General features: G+C 64.4%; 18 protein-coding genes. 12 read left to right on the forward strand and 6 right to left on the reverse strand.

The annotated features are described in order from the left end of the window. Nucleotides 1-6: 6 nt before the first annotated feature. Nucleotides 7-657 carry a transcriptional repressor LexA gene (gene lexA / locus GCT13_RS16080; RefSeq protein ID WP_090862039.1) on the reverse strand — a complete coding sequence of 217 codons (651 nt, stop codon included), beginning with the start codon at nt 655-657 and terminating at the stop codon, nt 7-9. 353 nt (nt 658-1,010) lie between these two features. Between lexA and GCT13_RS16085 the strand changes: the two genes are divergently transcribed. From GCT13_RS16085 to GCT13_RS16115, 7 genes are all read left to right on the forward strand, one after another. Further along, nucleotides 1,011-2,099: a sulfate ABC transporter substrate-binding protein gene (locus GCT13_RS16085; protein ID WP_227746869.1), complete on the forward strand. Its 1,089-nt coding sequence runs from the start codon at nt 1,011-1,013 to the stop codon at nt 2,097-2,099. Between the two features lie 142 nt (nt 2,100-2,241). Continuing rightward, nucleotides 2,242-3,144, forward strand: a complete 903-nt coding sequence (gene cysT, locus GCT13_RS16090; RefSeq protein WP_152759739.1) for a sulfate ABC transporter permease subunit CysT — start codon at nt 2,242-2,244, stop codon at nt 3,142-3,144. Continuing rightward, nucleotides 3,141-4,109, forward strand: coding sequence for a sulfate ABC transporter permease subunit CysW (cysW, locus tag GCT13_RS16095; protein ID WP_152759741.1), 969 nt, complete (start codon nt 3,141-3,143; stop codon nt 4,107-4,109). Before cysT ends, cysW begins: the two co-directional genes overlap by 4 nt. Before the next feature lie 15 nt (nt 4,110-4,124). Then, nucleotides 4,125-5,183, forward strand: a complete 1,059-nt coding sequence (locus GCT13_RS16100) for a sulfate/molybdate ABC transporter ATP-binding protein (protein ID WP_152759743.1) — start codon at nt 4,125-4,127, stop codon at nt 5,181-5,183. A gap of 67 nt (nt 5,184-5,250) precedes the next feature. Beyond that, nucleotides 5,251-6,177 (forward strand): CysB family HTH-type transcriptional regulator, encoded by a 927-nt coding sequence (locus tag GCT13_RS16105; protein WP_152759745.1) that lies wholly within the window; start codon nt 5,251-5,253, stop codon nt 6,175-6,177. A 47-nt stretch (nt 6,178-6,224) separates the two neighbouring features. Then, on the forward strand, nt 6,225-7,292 hold the full coding sequence (locus GCT13_RS16110; RefSeq protein ID WP_152759747.1) for an asparaginase: 1,068 nt from the start codon (nt 6,225-6,227) through the stop codon (nt 7,290-7,292). Nucleotides 7,293-7,624: 332 nt separating this feature from the next. After that, nucleotides 7,625-8,887, forward strand: coding sequence for a PQQ-dependent sugar dehydrogenase (locus tag GCT13_RS16115; RefSeq protein ID WP_152759749.1), 1,263 nt, complete (start codon nt 7,625-7,627; stop codon nt 8,885-8,887). 444 nt (nt 8,888-9,331) lie between these two features. On the opposite strand, the gene GCT13_RS16125 is transcribed toward GCT13_RS16115, so the two are convergent. From GCT13_RS16125 to gcl, 3 genes are all read right to left on the reverse strand, one after another. After that, nucleotides 9,332-10,240 (reverse strand): 2-hydroxy-3-oxopropionate reductase, encoded by a 909-nt coding sequence (locus tag GCT13_RS16125; RefSeq protein ID WP_152759751.1) that lies wholly within the window; start codon nt 10,238-10,240, stop codon nt 9,332-9,334. A gap of 66 nt (nt 10,241-10,306) precedes the next feature. Continuing rightward, entirely contained in the window at nt 10,307-11,107 is an 801-nt protein-coding gene (hyi, locus tag GCT13_RS16130) for a hydroxypyruvate isomerase (protein WP_152759753.1), read from the reverse strand. A gap of 96 nt (nt 11,108-11,203) precedes the next feature. Then, nucleotides 11,204-12,979, reverse strand: coding sequence for a glyoxylate carboligase (gene gcl / locus GCT13_RS16135; RefSeq protein WP_152759755.1), 1,776 nt, complete (start codon nt 12,977-12,979; stop codon nt 11,204-11,206). Nucleotides 12,980-13,287: 308 nt separating this feature from the next. Here gcl and GCT13_RS16140 point away from each other — a divergent pair, with 308 nt between their 5' ends. Next, on the forward strand, nt 13,288-14,196 hold the full coding sequence (locus tag GCT13_RS16140) for a LysR family transcriptional regulator (RefSeq protein WP_152759757.1): 909 nt from the start codon (nt 13,288-13,290) through the stop codon (nt 14,194-14,196). Nucleotides 14,197-14,239: 43 nt separating this feature from the next. Here GCT13_RS16140 and GCT13_RS16145 read toward each other — a convergent pair whose 3' ends face one another. Beyond that, nucleotides 14,240-14,563 carry a cupredoxin domain-containing protein gene (locus GCT13_RS16145; protein WP_227746876.1) on the reverse strand — a complete coding sequence of 108 codons (324 nt, stop codon included), beginning with the start codon at nt 14,561-14,563 and terminating at the stop codon, nt 14,240-14,242. Between the two features lie 67 nt (nt 14,564-14,630). Further along, entirely contained in the window at nt 14,631-15,542 is a 912-nt protein-coding gene (locus GCT13_RS16150) for a metallophosphoesterase family protein (protein ID WP_152759761.1), read from the reverse strand. Nucleotides 15,543-15,697: 155 nt separating this feature from the next. Between GCT13_RS16150 and GCT13_RS16155 the strand changes: the two genes are divergently transcribed. The 4 genes from GCT13_RS16155 to priB all read left to right on the forward strand — a co-directional run bounded on the left by GCT13_RS16155 (nt 15,698) and on the right by priB (nt 18,411). Then, entirely contained in the window at nt 15,698-16,531 is an 834-nt protein-coding gene (locus GCT13_RS16155; protein WP_321574392.1) for an RNA polymerase sigma factor, read from the forward strand. Continuing rightward, nucleotides 16,521-17,480, forward strand: a complete 960-nt coding sequence (locus GCT13_RS16160; protein ID WP_152759765.1) for an anti-sigma factor family protein — start codon at nt 16,521-16,523, stop codon at nt 17,478-17,480. The genes GCT13_RS16155 and GCT13_RS16160 overlap by 11 nt, the downstream gene beginning before the upstream one ends. Nucleotides 17,481-17,663: 183 nt before the next feature. Then, nucleotides 17,664-18,038: a 30S ribosomal protein S6 gene (gene rpsF / locus GCT13_RS16165; protein ID WP_087735835.1), complete on the forward strand. Its 375-nt coding sequence runs from the start codon at nt 17,664-17,666 to the stop codon at nt 18,036-18,038. Between the two features lie 73 nt (nt 18,039-18,111). Further along, nucleotides 18,112-18,411, forward strand: coding sequence for a primosomal replication protein N (priB, locus tag GCT13_RS16170; RefSeq protein WP_152759767.1), 300 nt, complete (start codon nt 18,112-18,114; stop codon nt 18,409-18,411).

Genomic DNA, 18,411 nt, shown 5'->3' on the forward strand with positions numbered 1-18,411 from the left:
AGATAATTAGAATTCCGTCGGCCGGATCAGCCCGACCGCGATGCCTTCCAGCGCGAACTCCGCACTGCCGGCCTGAACAAAAATATTTTCGTAATCGGGGTTCTCGGCGATCAGCTCGATGCCGTTCGGACGGCGCTTGAGGCGCTTCACGGTCACATCGTCGCCCAGACGCGCGACGATGATCTGGCCGTCTTTCGCTTCGCTCTTTTTTTGCACCGCGAGCAGGTCGCCGTCGAAGATGCCGGCGTCGCGCATCGACAGGCCGCGCACTTTCAGCAGGTAGTCGGGCTTGCTTGAGAAGAGCGCCGGGTCGCAGGTGTAGGTCTGCGAGATATGTTCTTGCGCGAGGATCGGGCTGCCCGCCGCGACACGGCCGATCAGTGGCAGCGACAGCTGCATGATGCTCGCGTGCGGCAGCGTGAACTGGTGCGGCGAGTCGTCCGAACCCGTGATGAGCCGAATGCCGCGCGACGCGCCTGCCGCCAGTTCGATCACGCCTTTGCGCGCCAATGCCCTCAGATGCTCTTCCGCCGAGTTGGCCGAGCTGAAGCCGAGTTCCGCCGCGATTTCGGCGCGAGTGGGCGGGAAGCCCGTGCGCTCGATGGCGCGGCGGATCAGATCGAAAACCTGCTGCTGTCGTGCGGTGAGTTTGGTCATGGCGCCACTGTATGGATAGACAGGTGACTGTATTTTTATACAGTATTCGGCGCATTTCAAGCTTTACTTTAAGTTCGTCGCGGCGGGTGACGTGCAAGCATCGAAAACCGGCGTTGTGACAGCCCACTTGGCGTCGCGGCGAACGGCAAGCGGTTCTTTACCACGTTTGCATATTAAAAAATGAAGAAACATTATTTTTAATGATGAAAGCCCTTCGATAGACTGGCCTCCACTGACGCAAAAGCAGCGCAGAAGCCGCGCCAAAGCCGCTTCCAGCTTGCGAAGCAGCGAATTTCGGCAGGCAGCGGAAACGCCGGACGAGCGAAATCAAACCAACAAGACGGAGAAGGTCGATGGGCAATCGGAATACGGGGTTCGCAGATGCGGTGACGGTAAAGGCGCTGCGCACGGCGCCGCGCGTGGCGAAAGACAGCGGCGCGAAGCGGTTCATTGCGGCGCTTGCGCTGGGTGTGGCGTCGGCTGTCGGCATGATCTCGCACGCGCAGGCCGACACGACGCTGCTGAATGTCTCCTACGACCCGACCCGCGAGTTGTATCAGGACGTCAACCAGGCGTTCGGCAAGGAATGGAAGGCGAAGACGGGCGAGTCGGTGACGTTCAAGCAGTCGCACGGCGGCTCGGGCTCGCAGGCGCGCTCGGTGCTCGACGGCCTGCAGGCGGATGTCGTCACGCTGGCGCTTGCCTACGACATCGACGCGCTCGCCACGAAGGGCATCGTCGACAAGAACTGGCAGAAGCGCCTGCCCGACAACGCGTCGCCGTACACGTCGACGATCGTGTTCCTCGTGCGCAAGGGCAACCCGAAGCACATCAAGGATTGGGACGATCTCGTGAAGCCGGGCGTGTCGATCGTGACGCCGAATCCGAAGACCTCGGGCGGCGCGCGCTGGAATTATCTGGCCGCGTGGGCGTATGCGGCGCATCAGCCGGGCGGCAACGACCAGAAGGCGAAAGAGTTCGTCACGAAGCTGTACAGGAACGCGGGCGTGCTCGACTCCGGCGCGCGCGGCGCGACGACGAGCTTCGTGCAGCGCGGCATCGGCGATGTGCTGATCGCCTGGGAAAACGAGGCGTTCCTGTCGATCAAGGAATTCGGCGCGGACAAGTTCGAGATCGTGGTGCCGTCGGCGAGCATTCTGGCCGAGCCGCCCGTGGCCGTGGTCGACAAGGTGGTCGACAAGCACGGCACGCGTAAGCTCGCGGAAGCGTATCTGAACTTCCTGTATAGCGACGAAGGCCAGGAGATCGCCGCGAAGAATTTTTATCGTCCGCGTTCGAACAAGGTGCCCGCCGCGCTGACCGCGAAGTTTCCGAAGCTGAAGCTGTACACGGTCGACGACTCGTTCGGCGGCTGGGTGAATGCGCAGAAGACGCACTTTGCCGATGGCGGCGTGTTCGATTCGATTTACCAGCCGCAATGACGTAGCGAAGCTGTGACGTCGGAACGGGGCGCGTCCGCGAGGCGCGCTGTCGGCCGCTTTCGGCGACAGACGAGTAGCACATATGCGGGCGAGGCATGGGCTATCCGCTCATCGCGACGCATCACCCTGAAGGGCATTGAGCATGACGACGTTTAACTTGCGCAAGCCGAGCGCGATTCCCGGCTTTGGCGTGACGCTTGGTATCACGGTGGCGTATCTGAGCCTCGTGGTGCTGATTCCGCTGGCGGCCACTTTCCTCAAGACGGCGACGCTCGACTGGAGCCAGTTCGTACGCGCCGTCACTTCGCCGCGCGTGCTCGCGTCGTACAGGCTGACGTTCTTCGCGGCGCTCGGCGGCGCGCTGATCAATGCGCTGTTCGGCTTTCTCGTCGCGTGGGTGCTGGTGCGCTACCGGTTTCCGCTGAAGCGGATCGTCGATGCCATCGTCGATCTGCCGTTCGCGCTGCCGACCTCCGTTGCCGGCATTTCGCTCGCGGCGATCTATTCAGGCAACGGCTGGATCGGCCAGTTTCTCGAACCGCTCGGCATCAAGATCGCGTTCACGCCCGCCGGCGTGCTCGTCGCCTTGACGTTCATCGGCTTGCCGTTCGTCGTGCGCACCGTGCAGCCCGTGCTCGAAGAGTTCGAGCGCGAGCAGGAAGAGGCGGCCGCGTGCCTGGGCGCATCGCGCTGGCTGACGTTCGGGCGCGTCGTGTTGCCCGCCGTGCTTCCCGCGCTGTTGACGGGCTTCGCGCTGGCGTTCGCGCGCGCGCTCGGCGAATACGGCTCGGTGATCTTCATCGCGGGCAACGTGCCGATGAAATCGGAGATCACGTCGCTGCTGATCATCACGAAGCTCGAGCAATACGACTACGCAGGCGCGACGGCGCTCGCCGTCGTGATGCTGGTGGTGTCGTTCGTGATGCTGCTGCTGATCAACACGTTGCAGTGGTATCTACAGCGACGCACCAGCCGCGCGCGCACGGCGCCTTCTGCGCCGGGCGCCGCGACGCATGGCGCCGCGCTGACGGGAGGTGCGCAATGAGCCGGAATTCCGCGATGATTGCGCGCACGGCCGTGGGCAACGCGAGTGCCGCGCGCCGTCCCGATCCCGTGACGGAGCCGCGCGCCGTGCGATGGATACTGACGGGCATCGCGCTGCTGTTTCTCGCGCTCTTTCTCGTGCTGCCGCTCGTCGCCGTGTTCTACCAGGCGCTCGCCAAAGGCGTCGCGTACTACTTCGAATCGCTCGCCGATCCCGATGCCGTGTCCGCGATCAAGCTCACGCTGCTGACGGCCGCGATCGCCGTGCCGCTCAATCTCGCGTTTGGTCTCGCGGCGTCGTGGTGCATCGCGAAGTTCGAGTTTCGCGGCAAGGCGCTGCTGACCACGCTGATCGATTTGCCGTTCTCGGTGTCGCCCGTGATCTCCGGTTTGATCTACGTGCTGATGTTCGGTGCGCAAGGCTGGTTCGGCCCGTGGCTCGCGAATCACGACGTGCAGATCATCTTCGCGGTGCCGGGCATCGTGCTCGCGACGATCTTCGTGACGTTCCCGTTCGTCGCGCGCGAGCTGATTCCGTTGATGCAGGCGCAAGGCAACGACGAAGAAGAGGCGGCGCATGTGCTCGGCGCGTCGGGCTGGCAGATGTTCCGGCGCGTCACGCTGCCGAACGTCAAGTGGGGCCTGCTGTATGGCGTGATCCTGTGCAACGCGCGGGCGATGGGCGAGTTCGGCGCGGTGTCGGTGGTGTCGGGCCACATTCGCGGGCAGACGGACACGATGCCGCTGCACGTCGAGATTCTCTACAACGAATACAACTTTTCGGCGGCGTTCGCCGTGGCGTCGCTGCTTGCATTGCTCGCGCTCGTGACGCTCGGACTCAAGCTGCTCGCCGAGCGTCATCTGTCGGCGGAATTGTCGAGCGCGCGCGACGTGCCCGCGCGCGCCGGTCCCGTTGGGTCCTCCAGCGCGGCGCCGCACGCACGGGCGGCACATTCGGTTCAGTAAGGAGAGTGGTCGAAGATGGGCATTACCGTACGCAATCTGCAAAAACGCTTTGGCGACTTCACCGCACTCGACAACGTCTCGCTCGATTTTCCGCCGGGCGAACTCGTCGCCTTGCTGGGACCCTCGGGCTGCGGCAAGACCACGCTGCTGCGCGTGATCGCGGGCCTCGAATACGCGGACGCGGGCGAGGTCCTGCTGCAAGGCCAGGACGTCGCGGAAGTGGGCGCGCGCGAGCGCAACGTCGGCTTCGTGTTCCAGCACTACGCGCTGTTCCGTCATATGACGGTGTTCGAGAACGTCGCATTCGGCCTGCGCGTGAAGCCACGCAAGGAGCGTCCTTCGGAAGCCACGATTCGCGAGAAGGTGCACGAGCTGCTGAAGCTTGTGCAGCTCGACTGGCTCGCGCAACGCTATCCGTCGGAGCTGTCGGGCGGACAGCGGCAGCGGATCGCACTGGCGCGCGCGCTGGCCGTCGAGCCCAAAGTGCTGTTGCTCGACGAACCGTTCGGCGCGCTCGATGCAAAGGTGCGCAAGGAACTGCGCAGCTGGCTGCGGCGCCTGCACGACGATCTGCATATCTCGACGATCTTCGTCACGCATGACCAGGAAGAAGCGCTCGAAGTCGCGGACCGCATCGTCGTGCTGAATCACGGGCACGTCGAGCAGGTTGGCAGCCCGCAGGACGTGTACGATCATCCGCAGACGTCGTTCGTCTACGAGTTTCTCGGCGCGGCGAACCGGCTGCATGGCAGCGTCGACGGCAAGGGTTTCGTCGTCGACGGCGCGGCGCAGCCGATCGCGATCGACGCGCATTTTCAGGGCCCGGCGTTCGCATATGTGCGTCCGCACGATCTCGTGCTGTATCCGCAGTCGGCGGGGCATCGCGAAGGTATCGTCGTCGGCGTGCGGCGCGTGGTGACGCTGGGCGGCTCGGTTCGCGTCGAGCTCGAAGCGCGCGAAGGCCGTGTGCTCGAAGCGGAACTCGATCGCGAGGCATGGCGCGGCCTGCATCTGGCCGTCGGCGATGGCGCGACGGCCGTGCCGCGCGCGCTGCGCGTGTTTCCCGCGCAGTGATTGGCGCGTTTGTTTCCCATGATGCAGCTAACAACACATTGACTCTGGCCGAACCGGAGACTTCAACATGAATTTCCAGCAATTGCGTTTCGTGCGCGAAGCCGTGCGGCAGAACATGAACCTGACGGAAGTGGCGAACGTGCTGTACACGTCGCAGTCGGGCGTGTCGAAGCAGATCAAGGACCTCGAAGACGAACTGGGCGTCGACATCTTCATCCGGCGCGGCAAACGCCTGACGGGCCTGACGGAGCCCGGCAAGGCCGTGCATCAGCTGATCGAGCGGATGCTGCTCGATGCGGAGAACCTGCGCCGCGTCGCGCGTCAATACGCGGATCAGGACAACGGCCATCTCGTCGTTGCGACGACGCACACGCAGGCCCGCTACGCGCTGCCGAAAGTGGTGCGCCAGTTCACCGAGGTCTATCCGAAGGTGCATCTCGCGCTGCGCCAGGGCAGTCCGCAGCAGATCGCGCAGATGATCATCAACGGCGAAGCGGACATCGGCATTTCGACGGAAGCGCTCGACCGTTATCCCGACATCCTGACGTTCCCGTGCTATTCGTGGCATCACGTCGTGGTCGTGCCGAAGGATCACCCGCTCGTGGGCAGCGAGAACCTGACGCTCGAAGAGATCGCGGAGTATCCCATCGTCACGTACGACCAGGACTTCACGGGCCGCTCGCACATCGACCAGGCGTTCGCGAAGACGGGCGCGCTGCCCGACGTCGTGCTGACGGCCATCGACGCCGACGTGATCAAGACCTATGTCGAGCTCGGCATGGGCATCGGCATCGTCGCGGCGATGGCGTTCGATCCGAAGCGCGATACCGAACTGGTGGCGCTCGACACGCAGCATCTGTTCGAAGCGAGCACGACGCGTGTCGGCTTGCGCAAGGGCGCGTTTCTGCGCGGCTACGCGTACCGGCTGATCGAGATGTTCGCGCCGCAACTGCACGAAGCGGACATCGCGAGCCAGTTGCGCGAAGCGGCATAAGCATCGCAGGCGTCGCGAGCCTCGCGCGAAGGCTCGCGTTTTCATCGATGGCGGCGGCGAGCGCATCGCTTACAATCGCCGCCATGAATACTTCCACGACTACCTCTACATCGTCCGCGCTGCCGCGTATCGCCGTGCTCGCCACGGGCGGCACGATCGCGGGCGCGGCGCCCGATGCCACCAATACGTCGGGCTATCAGGCGGGCGTCGTCGGCGTCGGGCAACTGCTTGCGGCCGTGCCGTCGCTGGCGACGGTTGCGAACGTGCAGGCCGAGCAGGTCGCGAGCGTCGACAGCAAGGACATGGCGCTCGCGCTGTGGACGAAGCTCGCGCAGCGCGTCGACGAACTGCTGGCATCCGACGAGATCGACGGCGTCGTCATCACGCACGGCACCGACACGCTCGAAGAAACCGCGTATCTGCTGCACCTCACTGTGAAGACCGACAAGCCCGTCGTGCTGACGGCGGCGATGCGGCCGTCGTCGGCATTGTCGGCCGATGGTCCGCTGAATCTGCTCAACGCGGTGACGGTCGCGGGCAGCGCGCATGCCAAAGGGCAGGGCGTGCTCGTTGCGTTCAACAACCGCATCCATAGTGCGCGCGATGTTGTGAAGACGAGCACCTATGCCGTCGATGCGTTTCACTCGCTGGAAATCGGCGCGCTCGGCTGGGTGCAGGACGGACGCGTCGAGTTTCAGCGTGCCGTCGTGCGGCCGCATACCACGGCGACGCCGTTCGCGATCGGCTCGATCGGCGCGCAATGGCCCGTCGTCGAAGTCGTGGCGAGCTATGCGGGCGCGTCGCGCATCGCCGTCGATGCGCTCGTGGCCGCGGGCGTGAAGGGCATCGTCGTGGCGGGCACGGGCAACGGCTCGATCCATGCGACCGTGCAGACCGCACTCGCCGAGGCCACGGCAAAGGGCGTGGCGATCGTGCGCTCGTCGCGCGTCGGCTCGGGGCATGTGATGCGCAACGGCGCCGCGTCCGACGATGCGCTCGGCTTCGTGACGGCGGGCGCGCTCAATCCATACAAGGCGCGCGTGCTGCTGATGCTCGCGCTGTCGGCGGGACACGCGACGCCGGCTGCATTACAACGAGTGTTCGATACTTACTGAGCCGTCTCGCGCGAAGGCCGCTGGTCATATCGCATATCGCTTTACGTAAGCCTTGTCACGTTCGTCCGTTGCATCCGCCGCGACGTCAGCGCCGTCGCGCGCGCTTTCCCTTCATGTTCCCGCAAGATACGTAACCTGCATCGGCGATGGCCCTGGTCACGTCGATGCAGGCCGCCATTCATCCCTACGTTTGCTGCAACATCGTCTATAACGGTCAATAGCCAGACGATTGACGCACGCACACCTTCATCACCTGAAGCGCCCGAAACGTTCATGTCTTTCCAGTAGTTGCAATTCCAACAAACGGCATCACGATTAGTGGAGACATCAGAATGAACGCTATTCCGAGGCTTTTGCCGCTCGCTGTCAGCGCGGCGCTCGCGGTCCTGCCCGCTGCGCAGGCGGCTCAAGACAACGTCCAGGCGTTGTCGAACTTCAAGGCGACGGGCAATACCAAGCCGGCCGAAGTCGTGCCGCAGACAGGCTCGCGCGCCGAAGCGCTGCGCGAGAACCTGAAGGCGATCAAGCTGCCGCCCGGCTTCAAGATCGAGCTATATGCCGTCGTACCCGAGGCGCGCGCGATGGCGATCGAGCCGTCGACGGGCGTCGTCTTCGTCGGTACGTACAAGGATCATGTGTGGCAGGTGACTGACCGCACGAAGCGGCGCGTCGCCGACGATGTCGTGCAGTTCGCCAGTTCCGTGAACTTCAAGGTGCCCAACGGCGTGTGCTTCTCGGCAGACGGCGTGTTGTACATCGTCGAGCAGAACCGCGTGCTGGCGTTTCCCGCCGCGCAGTTCTTCGGCGAACGCGGGCCCGACGTCGCGGCCGCCGTCGTCGTGCCGCTAGGCAAGCTGATTCCGACGCAGTTCGAAAGCTTCAACCACGGCGCGCGCTACTGCCGCGTCGGGCCGGACAAGAAGCTGTATATCGCGCTGGGCCAGCCCTGGAACGTGCCGCCCAAGGACAAGCTCGCCGAACTCGACAGGAACGGTCTGGCAGGCATCATTCGCATGGACCAGAACGGCAAGAACCGCGAGGTCTATGCGCACGGCGTGCGCAATTCGGTGGGCCTGGATTTCAACCCTAAAGACAAGACGCTCTGGTTCACCGACAACCAGGTGGACGGCATGGGCGACGACATCCCGCCCGGCGAACTCAACCACGCGACGAAGGCAGGCGAGAACTTCGGCTTTCCATGGTACGGCGGCGGCAAGGTGCGCACGGAAGAGTACAAGAAGGACACGCCGCCCGCAGGCGTCGTGTTCCCCGTCGTCGAATACGCGGCGCATGCGGCTGACCTCGGCATGACGTTCTATACGGGCAAGATGTTCCCGACGAAGTACCAGGGCGGCATTTTCGACGCCGAGCACGGCTCATGGAATCGCACGAAACCGGTCGGCGCGCGCATCATGTTCACGCCTGTCAAGGATGACGGCAGCGTCGGCGAGACGGAGGTGTTTGCGCAAGGCTGGCTCACGCCGAACGGCGAGTACATGGGGCGTCCCGTCGACGTGCAGCAGTTGCCGGATGGTTCGCTGCTCGTATCTGACGACTACGCGGGCGCGATCTATCGGATTTCGTACGCGAAATGAAGGCCTCGCCTGGCGGAACGACGGCTATCTGATCGCGGCGCTGCGGGATTTCAAAACGGGTGCGCGGCAGAACGACAGAATGTCGACGGTCGCGAAGACTTTGTCCGATGCGCATATCGCGAAGCTGGCAGCGTTCTGACACAGCATCAGCCATTGACCCGCATCTGGTGCGGCAGCCAATCCGACAACAACAACCGGCTCGATAACCGGCTCGACAATCCGACAGCAGGACACCCGACGATGACGTCTGACCGACCAAGGCTTCCCCGGCATCGCCGGGTGCCGCTGCGGACCCCACTTGCCGCCCTCAGCCCAGAGCGGCTTGATTTGCCCGATCCGATGCGTGCCGCGCGCCGGACCGGGCGCCCCACCAGTGCGCTGCCGTGAACATCGACACGGCAGCTTGCGTTGCCTGCTTCTACCCGGTAAAGGAGGCCCTGAAACTCAGGCCGCTTTCTGATCGGCAGCGGGCGCCTGCGCGACTTCGAAGTTCGCCATGATTTCGAGTGCACGGACCATCGCCGAGTGATCCCATGCCTTGCCGCCGTTCGCCGCGCAGACGCTGAAGAGTTGCTGCGCGCTTGCCGTATGCGGCAACGCGATGCCCAGCTTGCGCGCGCCGTCGAGCGCGAGGTTCAGGTCCTTCTGATGCAACTCGATGCGGAAGCCCGGATTGAACGTGCGCTTCGTCATGCGCTCGCCGTGCACTTCGAGGATGCGCGACGACGCGAAGCCGCCCATCAGTGCCTTGCGCACGCGCTCCGGATCGGCGCCCGAACGCGCGGCAAACAGCAGCGCTTCCGCGACGGCTTCGATGTTCAGCGCGACGATGATCTGGTTCGCAACCTTGCAGGTCTGGCCCGCGCCGTTGTCGCCGATCAGCGAGACGTTCTTGCCCATCAGATCGAACAGCGGCTTGGCGAGATCGAAGGCCTTTTCCGGTCCGCCGACCATGATCGTCAGCGTCGCATCGCGCGCGCCGATTTCGCCACCGGATACGGGCGCATCCAGATAGTCGCAACCCAGTTCGTTGATCTTCTTCGCGAATGCCTGCGTGTCGAGCGGCGAGATCGAGCTCATGTCGATCACCAGCTTGCCCTTCGTCAGACCCTTCGCGACGCCGTCATCGGCGAACAGCACGTTCGCGACGTCGGGCGTGTCGGGCACCATGACCACGACGATGTCGGCAGCCTGCGCGACAGCCGTCGAATCGGCGACGACCGTGGTCGTTTTGGCGAGATCTTCCGGCACCGGGTACGCGCCGTTGACGAACAGCGAATGGCCGCCTTTGATGAGGTTGCGCGCCATGTGCGAGCCCATGATGCCGAGGCCGATGAATCCGATCTTTGCCATTGAATAAGTCTCCAGAAATGAGGTTCGAAAAATGTGCTCGTGTGCCGACGTGGTCAGGCCGCGATCTCAGGCAGACGCATGCGCGCGCTTCACGCCCGCGACGCTTTCCAGCCACCCGAGGCCTTCCGTGGTCGTCGTGCGCGGCTTGTACTCGCAGCCGATGTAGCCCTGATAGCCGAGCGAATCGAGCAGATCGAACAGGAACCGATAGTTGATTTCGCCCGTGCCCGGCTCGTTGCGGCCCGGGTTGTCGGCGAGCTGGATGTGCGCGATGCGCGCGAAGTGCTTCTTGATCGTCGCGGCGAGTTCGCCTTCCATCCGTTGCATGTGATAGATGTCGTATTGCAGGAACAGGTTGTCGGAGCCGACGGCGTCGATCACGTCGAGCGTTTGCGCGGAACGGTTCAGCGCGAAGCCCGGAATGTCGTACGAGTTGCACGGCTCGACGAGCAGCCTGATGCCTTCCTTCTTGAGCTCGGCAGCTGCAAAGCGCAGGTTGTCGACGATCGTCGCGCGCGCCTTGTCGGCATCGATGCCCTTCGGAATGCCGACGAGGCAGTTCAGTTGCGGCACCTTCAGCGCTTTCGCGTATTCGATCGCGCGGCCCACGCCTTCCTGGAACTCGCCGACGCGGTCCGGCAGCGAAGCGATGCCACGCTCGCCCGCTTCCCAGTTGCCCGCGGGCAGGTTGTGCAGCACGAGCTTCAGCTTGTTCTGCTCGAGACGCTCCGACAGTTCGTTGATCTGATAAGGGTAGGGGAACAGAAATTCGACAGCGTCGAAGCCCGCATCCGCAGCCGCGGCAAAGCGGTCGAGGAACGGCACTTCGTTGAACAGCATCGTGAGATTGGCGGCAAAATTCGGCATGTTGCTTTTCTCTCTGGTCGGTCAAATTGAACAACGTGGTGCGGACGGACGCGCTTCGTTCGAAGCGCATCCATCCAGGTGAAGCGGATACGGCGATCAGTCGAGCAGGCTGACGGCGCTTGGTGCATCGGCGCGCGTCAGGGCGAGATCTTCGAACTCGTTGATCGCGTCGATCTCGGTGCCCATCGAGATGTTCGTCACGCGCTCGAGGATCACTTCGACGATCACGGGCACGTTGAACTCGGAGAGCATCGACTGCGCTTTTTGAAGCGCGGGCTTGATGTCTTCCGGCTTGAACACGCGGATCGCCTTGCAGCCGAGACCTTCCGCCACGGCGACGTGATCGACGCCATAGCCTTCGATTTCAGGCGCGTTGATGTTGTCGAACGCGAGCTGCACGCAGTAGTCCATGTCGAACGCGCGCTGCGCCTGGCGGATCAGGCCCAGATACGAGTTGTTCACGACGACATGCACATACGGCAGCTTGAACTGCGCGCCCACGGCCAGCTCTTCGATCATGAACTGGAAGTCGTAGTCGCCCGACAGCGCGACGATGGGGCGTTGCGGATCGGCGGCACGCACGCCGAGCGCAGCCGGAATCGTCCAGCCGAGCGGGCCCGCCTGGCCGCAGTTGATCCAGTTGCGCGCCTTGAACACGTGCAGGAACTGCGCCGCGGCAATCTGCGACAGGCCGATCGTGCTCACGTAGCAGGTGTCGCGGCCGAACACCTGGTTCATCTCTTCGTACACGCGTTGCGGCTTGATCGGCACGTTGTCGAAGTGCGTCTTGCGTTGCAGCGTGCGCTTGCGCGCCTGGCATTCCTCGACCCATGCGCCGCGGTCTTGCAGCTTGCCGGCGGCCTTCCATTCCTTCGCGACTTCGACGAACAGTTCGAGCGCGGCCTTCGCATCGGACACGATGCCGAGATCCGGGCCGAACACGCGGCCGATCTGCGTCGGTTCGATGTCGACGTGCACGAACTTGCGACCCTTCGTATAGACCTCGACGCTGCCCGTGTGACGGTTCGCCCAGCGGTTGCCGATGCCGAGCACGAAGTCGGACGCGAGCATCGTTGCGTTGCCGTAGCGATGCGACGTTTGCAGGCCGACCATGCCCGCCATCAGCGGATGATCGTCGGGAATCGCGCCCCACGACATCAGCGTCGGGATCACGGGCACGCCGAGCGTTTCCGCGAACTGCACGAGCAGGTCTTCAGCAGCTGCGTTCAGCACGCCGCCGCCCGAGACGATCAGCGGCTTGGCGGAGTCGTTGAGCATCGTGAGCGCCGCTTCGATCTGCTTGCGCGTCGCTGCCGGCTTGTAGACGGGCAGCGGCTCGTACGTGTCGATGTCGAACTCGATTTCGGCGAGCTGCACGTCGATGGGCAGATCGACCAGCACGGGGCCCGGACGGCCCGAGCGCATCAGGTGAAAGGCTTGCTGGAACACGCGCGGCACGAGCGCCGGCTCGCGCACGGTGACGGCCCACTTCGTGACGGGCTTCGCGATCGATTCGATATCGACGGCCTGGAAGTCTTCCTTGTACAGACGCGCGCGCGGCGCCTGGCCCGTGATCGCGAGGATGGGGATCGAATCGGCGGAAGCGGAATAGAGGCCCGTGATCATGTCGGTGCCTGCGGGGCCCGACGTGCCGATGCACACGCCGATATTGCCCGGCGCGGCGCGCGTATAGCCTTCCGCCATGTGCGATGCGCCTTCGACGTGGCGCGCCAGCACGTGACTGATGTTGCCCGCCTTGCGCATGGCCGAGTACAACGGATTGATAGCGGCGCCCGGAACGCCGAAAGCCGTGTCGATGCCTTCTTTTTCGAGCACGAGCACTGCTGCGTCGACGGCTCTCATCTTGGCCATGTGTGTCTCCTGAAGTCTGTCTTGCCGATGTGTCAAAGGGTGTTGGGAATACTTTAAGATTGCATCCAAGGTTTGATAAGATCATTCACGGTCGCTTATTCCAAAACAAAAAGTATGGAATGTGGGCGGCGTGCCGGTTGGGTCGGGCGCCGGGAAATGGCCGTGGCATGGGCGTGCGGCCGTATCGCATGGGAGAGCGCTGTATGGGACGGGAGTAAGCGCTGAAGCGCCAACTCCGGTCGACTCGCGTTGCGTGGGACCGGAGTAAGGCGCTGAAGCGCCAACTCTGGCCGACAGGAGAGACGACGATGGACCGCTTTAAACAGATCGAAACGTTCGTGCGCGTCGCGGACGCGGGCAGCCTCGCGTCGGCGGCGCTCGAAGAGGGCGTGTCGCCCGTGATTCTCGGGCGGCGCATCGACGCGCTCGAAAAGCGCTTGGGCGTGAAGCTGATGTACCGCTCGACGCGGCGGCTCGTCGTCAGCGAAGAAGGCGCAGCGTTTCTGGAGCGCTGCCGGGGACTGCTCAGCGAATGGAATCAGGCGGAAAACGAGCTGATGGCGGGGCGGCGCTCGGTGAACGGACATCTGATCGTGTCGGCGCCCGCCGCGTTCGGACGCAAGCACGTCGCGCCGCTCGCGCCGGAATTCCTGAAGGACAAGCCGGAGCTGCAGGTTTCGTTCAATCTCACCGACCGCGTCGTCGATCTGGTGCGCGAGGGCTATGACCTGTCGATCCGCATCGGCGGCGCCGTCGATCCGAACTTCGTCGCCGTGAAGCTCGCGACGAACCGGCGCGTGGTGTGCGGCACGCCCGAGTACTTCCGCAAGCACGGCAAGCCGAAGACGCTCGAAGACCTGCCGAAGCACAACTGTCTCGCGTTCAACCTGCAGGGCGGCCAGAACCGCGGCTGGTATTTCCGCCGCAACGGCAAGCTGACGACGGTGCGCGTCGGCGGCACGCTCGATTGCAACGACGGCGAGCTGCTGCACCGCTGGGTGTCGGAAGGGCTCGGGCTCGGCTGGCGCTCGACGTGGGAGATCGATCAGCAGCTCGCGCGCGGCGAGCTCGAAACGGTGCTCGACGAATACGCGCTGCCCGATTACGACATCCTCGCCGTGTATCCGCAGCAGCGCTATGTGCCCGCGAAAGTGCGCTACTTCATCGACTATCTGAAAGAGGTGTACGCGCGGCCCGACTACTGGGCGAATGCGTAGGGCCCACGCGTAGCACCAACCCGTAAGGCAAACGCGTAGCGCGTTACCCCACGACGATCATCCCGTTCATCGTCTCGTGTCCCGATCCGCAGAAGATGTCGCACAGAAAATCGACGTTGCCCGCCGGCCCCGCCTGCGCCAGCACCCGCACGACGGCGCCAGGCGGCACGTCGGCGCGCACGTTGTACTGCGGGATCGAGAAGCCCATCACCGTGTCCTGCGCCGTCAGCTCGAACACGACCTTCTCATTGGGTGCGAGCTTGATCTGATTGGGCGTGAAGACGAACCTGCGCGCGTGAATCCTGATCACGCGCGGCTCGGCGGCCTGGGCGTCGAAACGGCCCGAGACGGCGAGCACTACGCCCATGCCGATCAGCGTGAAGAGTCGCCGTCGTTTTCCGTCGATGGCAAGCGATTGCATAGTGGTCTCCTCTTTATGTCGTCCTGATGGGCATCTCGTTGAGCGCGAGCGCGCCGGATTGCGGCGCGACTTCCACGCGCCGCCAGCCCAGCCCGCGATACGGCTCCGACGCGTCCCACGGCACGGGCAGCTTCTTCGCTTGCGACATCGCGGGCGGCAGCGGGAACATCAGCGAGCGCGCCGCGTGATGCGCGATGCCGCCCGTCATCATGTGATGCTCCTGATGGATGTGCCCGTAGAACACGGTCACGTACTTGCGCCGGCTCAGCACGTCGATCACCTGCGCGCCGTCGCGCGTCGCCCAGTCCCATTGCGGCGCGAGATCGAAGAGCGGCCGGTGCGTGAAGAGGACGATGCGCGCGTCCTGCGGCTGGCGGTCGATATCGGCGGCGAGCCACGCGATCTGCTCCGCGCCGACGCGGCCTGCCGGGTCCGACACGTTGTCGAGCGTGATGAAGTGCACGCCTCTGTGATCGAACGTGTAATGCGTCTGTCCGAAATGCTCCTTGTACGCGGCGCCCGCATCGAGGCTCGCGTCGTGTTCGCCCGGCATCAGATAGAGCGGCTTCACTTTCAGCTGCGCGACGATCTGCTGGAACTGGCGCATGCGCTCGTGGCGCACGGCGGTGTCGTCGGTGGTGTGCGTGAGGTCGCCTGTGAAGATCACGAAATCGGGCGGCGCCGGCAGTGCGTTCACGGCGGCGATCGCCTTGGGCAGCGTGCCCTTTGGATCGGGGTTGACGCCGGGGCCTTCGAAACCCCAGTGGGCGTCGGAAAGCTGGACAAAGTAGAAATCGTCGTCGCGTCCGTAGGTGAAGCCGGGCAGCGCCGATGCAAATGCCGCGCCGCCGACGGCCGAAAGCCGCAGGAAATCACGCCGGCTCAGGCCTTCCCGCCGGTTTGGGTCTTTCAGATCGTTTTGCATGGGGAACCTCGCGAGTTAGGGACTCGTCTGCTGTACCGCGCTGCACCGCTTTCTATTCCCGGTTTCATTTTTTTCGGCGCGTGCAAAAGCCGGGAATAAACTGGATTGGAGACCGGTATTGCAGCCGTGAGGTCTGGGCGAGCTGGAGGGGATCGGTGACTGAGACGGGAAAATCTGCTGCTGCGGGCGATGCCGGTGACGCGCGCGCCGAGGCGGCGCGCAGTCTGCGCTTTCAGCAGATGGCGCTGCCGCATCTCGATGCCGCGTACAACCTGGCGCGCTGGCTATGCGGCAACCCGAACGACGCCGATGACGTCGTCCAGGAAGCGTTCATGCGCGCGTTCCGCTTCTTCGACACGTTCCATGGCGAGACGGCTCGGCCGTGGCTGCTCGCGATCGTGCGGCGCACCTGGTACACGGAATGGCGGCGGCGCTCGGGCGTGCACGCGACGGTCGAATTCGACGAGAACCTCGACGACGAGACGTTCGAAGGCTGGAGCGGAAGCTCGCCCGATCCGGAAACGCTGATGGTCCGCGACGAGGACACGCGGCTCGTGCACGAAGCGCTCGAGCAGCTGCCCGTCGAATATCGCGAGGTGCTGATCTTGCGCGAACTGGAGGAGTTGAGTTACCGCGAGATCGCGACGATCGCGGACTTGCCCGTGGGCACCGTGATGTCGCGGCTCGCGCGAGGGCGGCGGAAGCTCGCGACGGCGTTGACCTCGTTGCTGGCGCAGGGGAGCGCGCGGACGGCAAGCGGCGCGCGCGGGGGCGGCGGGCGGCGTGCGCCGGACGGGGCAGGCGATGTGCCGGGGGCGCGGCCCGCGGTGCGCGCGTCGGCTCAGCCGGCGGGTCCGGCGGGTCTGGCGCAAGGCAGCGCTTCTGGCGGTGTGCCCGACGGTCCGCGCAAAACCGAAAGCGGCTGGTTGCCGCACGCTCCCGGCGCGTTGCCGGGCGGAATCGCAAAGGAGGCGCCAGATGGACTGTAACGAAGCGCGGCCGCTTCTCGATGCGAATGCGGACCACGAACTCACGCCGCCACAGTCGCTTGACGTGCAGCGGCATATCGAAAGCTGCGAGGCTTGCCGGAGGGAAAGCGAAATGGTGCGGGCGATGAAGGGCGCGGTGCGCACGGCGGCCTATCACCGCGCGCCCGACGAGTTGCGCGCCAGGATCATGGCGGCGCTGCCTCCCGTGGACGTCGCCGAGCCGCAATGGCGGGCGCGCGAAAGCGACCGGCAAGCGGAGCCGCGCGGGAGGCACCGCAAAGGCTGGCTCGACTGGCTGCGGCTGCCGCAGGGCGGCGGCTTCGGGGCGCTGGCGGGCGAGGGCGGTGCGAGCGGATCGGGAAATCAGTCCGGCAGCCGGGCCGGAAGTGTCGCCGGATGGCACGCGGGCACGGCCTGGCGCGGCGGTCTGGCGCTCGCGCTATGCGCGCTCGTCGCGGCGGGGATCGCCGTGACGCTGCATCGCGCAGGCGAGGCGGCGCCGTTCGTCGATCAACTGGTCGCGAGCCATGTGCGCGCGCAACTGTCGGGGCACGATATCGACGTCGTATCGTCGGATCAGCACACGGTGAAGCCGTGGTTCAACGGCAAGCTCGACTATGCGCCACCCGTCGAGGATCTGGCGGCGAGCGGATTTCCGCTGGCGGGCGGGCGGCTTGATTACGTCGGGCATCGGCGGGTGGCGGTGCTCACGTACCGTCACGCGAAGCACGTGATCGACGTCTACGTGTTTCCCGAGGACGATCCGGCGGCTGGCAAGCCCGGCCCGGCGCTCGTGCGCGACGGGTACGCGCTCGCCCGCTGGCGCGACGACGGCATGATGTGGTGGGCCGTCACCGACGCCGCGCCCGAATCCCTGACGGCGCTGCAAGCGGCGCTGAGCGCGCGGCTGCACGGGGAAGCGCCCGGCGCGCCCTATCCGGGCAGTTGAGCGACGACTGAGCGGGCAGCCGAGGACTGCCCGATTCCCTAAGCCCTTGAAAACAAACTCGAATCGGCCGTGCGATACACGTTTCGTGTTGCAGGCAGTGTCGATTCAGGTTATAGTTTCGGGCTTCTCACTTGCCACACCGGTTCCGACGCCCGGGTGGCTTCAATCCACAAGGAGTGTGTAATGCGTCATTACGAAATCGTATTCATCGTGCACCCCGATCAGAGCGAGCAAGTGCCCGCAATGATCGAGCGCTACAAGTCCACGATCACGTCGCACGGTGGCCAGATCCACCGCATCGAAGACTGGGGCCGTCGCCAGCTGGCCTACATGATCGAGAAACTCGCGAAGGCTCACTACGTCTGCATGAACATCGAATGCGACCAGACCACGCTCGACGAGCTGGAACACGCGTTCAAGTTCAACGACGCCGTTCTGCGTCACCTTATCGTCAAGATGAAGAAGGCCGAAACCGGCCCGTCGCCGATGATGAAGGAAGTGCAGCGCGAAGAAGCCAAGAAGGCGGCTGCAGCGCAGTCGACCGAAGCGCAGGCTTAAAGCAGAACCGTTAAGCCATCAGAGTTACGCGCCGCTCATTGGTACACCACGCGGACATCCTTAGAAGGAACCGATGAACCGGCTGCAACTCACGGCAAGCGTCGTCGAACGCGAACCGGTGCGGTACACCCCCGCCGGCGTTCCGATTGCAGGCTGTACGTTGCAACACCGCACGCAGGTCGTCGAAGCGGGCATTGCCCGAACCGTCGAGCTGACCATGCAGGCGGTAGCGGCCGGCGAGGCGAGCGGCAGGCTGGAACGGGTTGAAATGGGCGTCGATACGCTCTTCACCGGCTTCCTGGCGAAGAAAAGCCGCAACGCGAGAACTCTGGTGTTTCACATCACAGAATTGCAGGACATTGGAAAGGACTGA

This window comes from Paraburkholderia franconis (assembly GCF_009362735.1).
Taxonomy (GTDB): domain Bacteria; phylum Pseudomonadota; class Gammaproteobacteria; order Burkholderiales; family Burkholderiaceae; genus Paraburkholderia; species Paraburkholderia franconis.

Excerpts from the sequence above, each read along its gene's own strand:
- lexA (WP_090862039.1), bottom strand. The coding sequence starts at position 657 with ATGACCAAACTCACCGCACGACAGCAGCAGGTTTTCGATCTGATCCGC.
- GCT13_RS16085 (WP_227746869.1), top strand. The coding sequence starts at position 1,011 with ATGGGCAATCGGAATACGGGGTTCGCAGATGCGGTGACGGTAAAGGCG.
- cysT (WP_152759739.1), top strand. The coding sequence starts at position 2,242 with ATGACGACGTTTAACTTGCGCAAGCCGAGCGCGATTCCCGGCTTTGGC.
- cysW (WP_152759741.1), top strand. The coding sequence starts at position 3,141 with ATGAGCCGGAATTCCGCGATGATTGCGCGCACGGCCGTGGGCAACGCG.
- GCT13_RS16100 (WP_152759743.1), top strand. The coding sequence starts at position 4,125 with ATGGGCATTACCGTACGCAATCTGCAAAAACGCTTTGGCGACTTCACC.
- GCT13_RS16105 (WP_152759745.1), top strand. The coding sequence starts at position 5,251 with ATGAATTTCCAGCAATTGCGTTTCGTGCGCGAAGCCGTGCGGCAGAAC.
- GCT13_RS16110 (WP_152759747.1), top strand. The coding sequence starts at position 6,225 with ATGGCGGCGGCGAGCGCATCGCTTACAATCGCCGCCATGAATACTTCC.
- GCT13_RS16115 (WP_152759749.1), top strand. The coding sequence starts at position 7,625 with ATGAACGCTATTCCGAGGCTTTTGCCGCTCGCTGTCAGCGCGGCGCTC.
- GCT13_RS16125 (WP_152759751.1), bottom strand. The coding sequence starts at position 10,240 with ATGGCAAAGATCGGATTCATCGGCCTCGGCATCATGGGCTCGCACATG.
- hyi (WP_152759753.1), bottom strand. The coding sequence starts at position 11,107 with ATGCCGAATTTTGCCGCCAATCTCACGATGCTGTTCAACGAAGTGCCG.
- gcl (WP_152759755.1), bottom strand. The coding sequence starts at position 12,979 with ATGGCCAAGATGAGAGCCGTCGACGCAGCAGTGCTCGTGCTCGAAAAA.
- GCT13_RS16140 (WP_152759757.1), top strand. The coding sequence starts at position 13,288 with ATGGACCGCTTTAAACAGATCGAAACGTTCGTGCGCGTCGCGGACGCG.
- GCT13_RS16145 (WP_227746876.1), bottom strand. The coding sequence starts at position 14,563 with ATGGGCGTAGTGCTCGCCGTCTCGGGCCGTTTCGACGCCCAGGCCGCC.
- GCT13_RS16150 (WP_152759761.1), bottom strand. The coding sequence starts at position 15,542 with ATGCAAAACGATCTGAAAGACCCAAACCGGCGGGAAGGCCTGAGCCGG.
- GCT13_RS16160 (WP_152759765.1), top strand. The coding sequence starts at position 16,521 with ATGGACTGTAACGAAGCGCGGCCGCTTCTCGATGCGAATGCGGACCAC.
- rpsF (WP_087735835.1), top strand. The coding sequence starts at position 17,664 with ATGCGTCATTACGAAATCGTATTCATCGTGCACCCCGATCAGAGCGAG.
- priB (WP_152759767.1), top strand. The coding sequence starts at position 18,112 with ATGAACCGGCTGCAACTCACGGCAAGCGTCGTCGAACGCGAACCGGTG.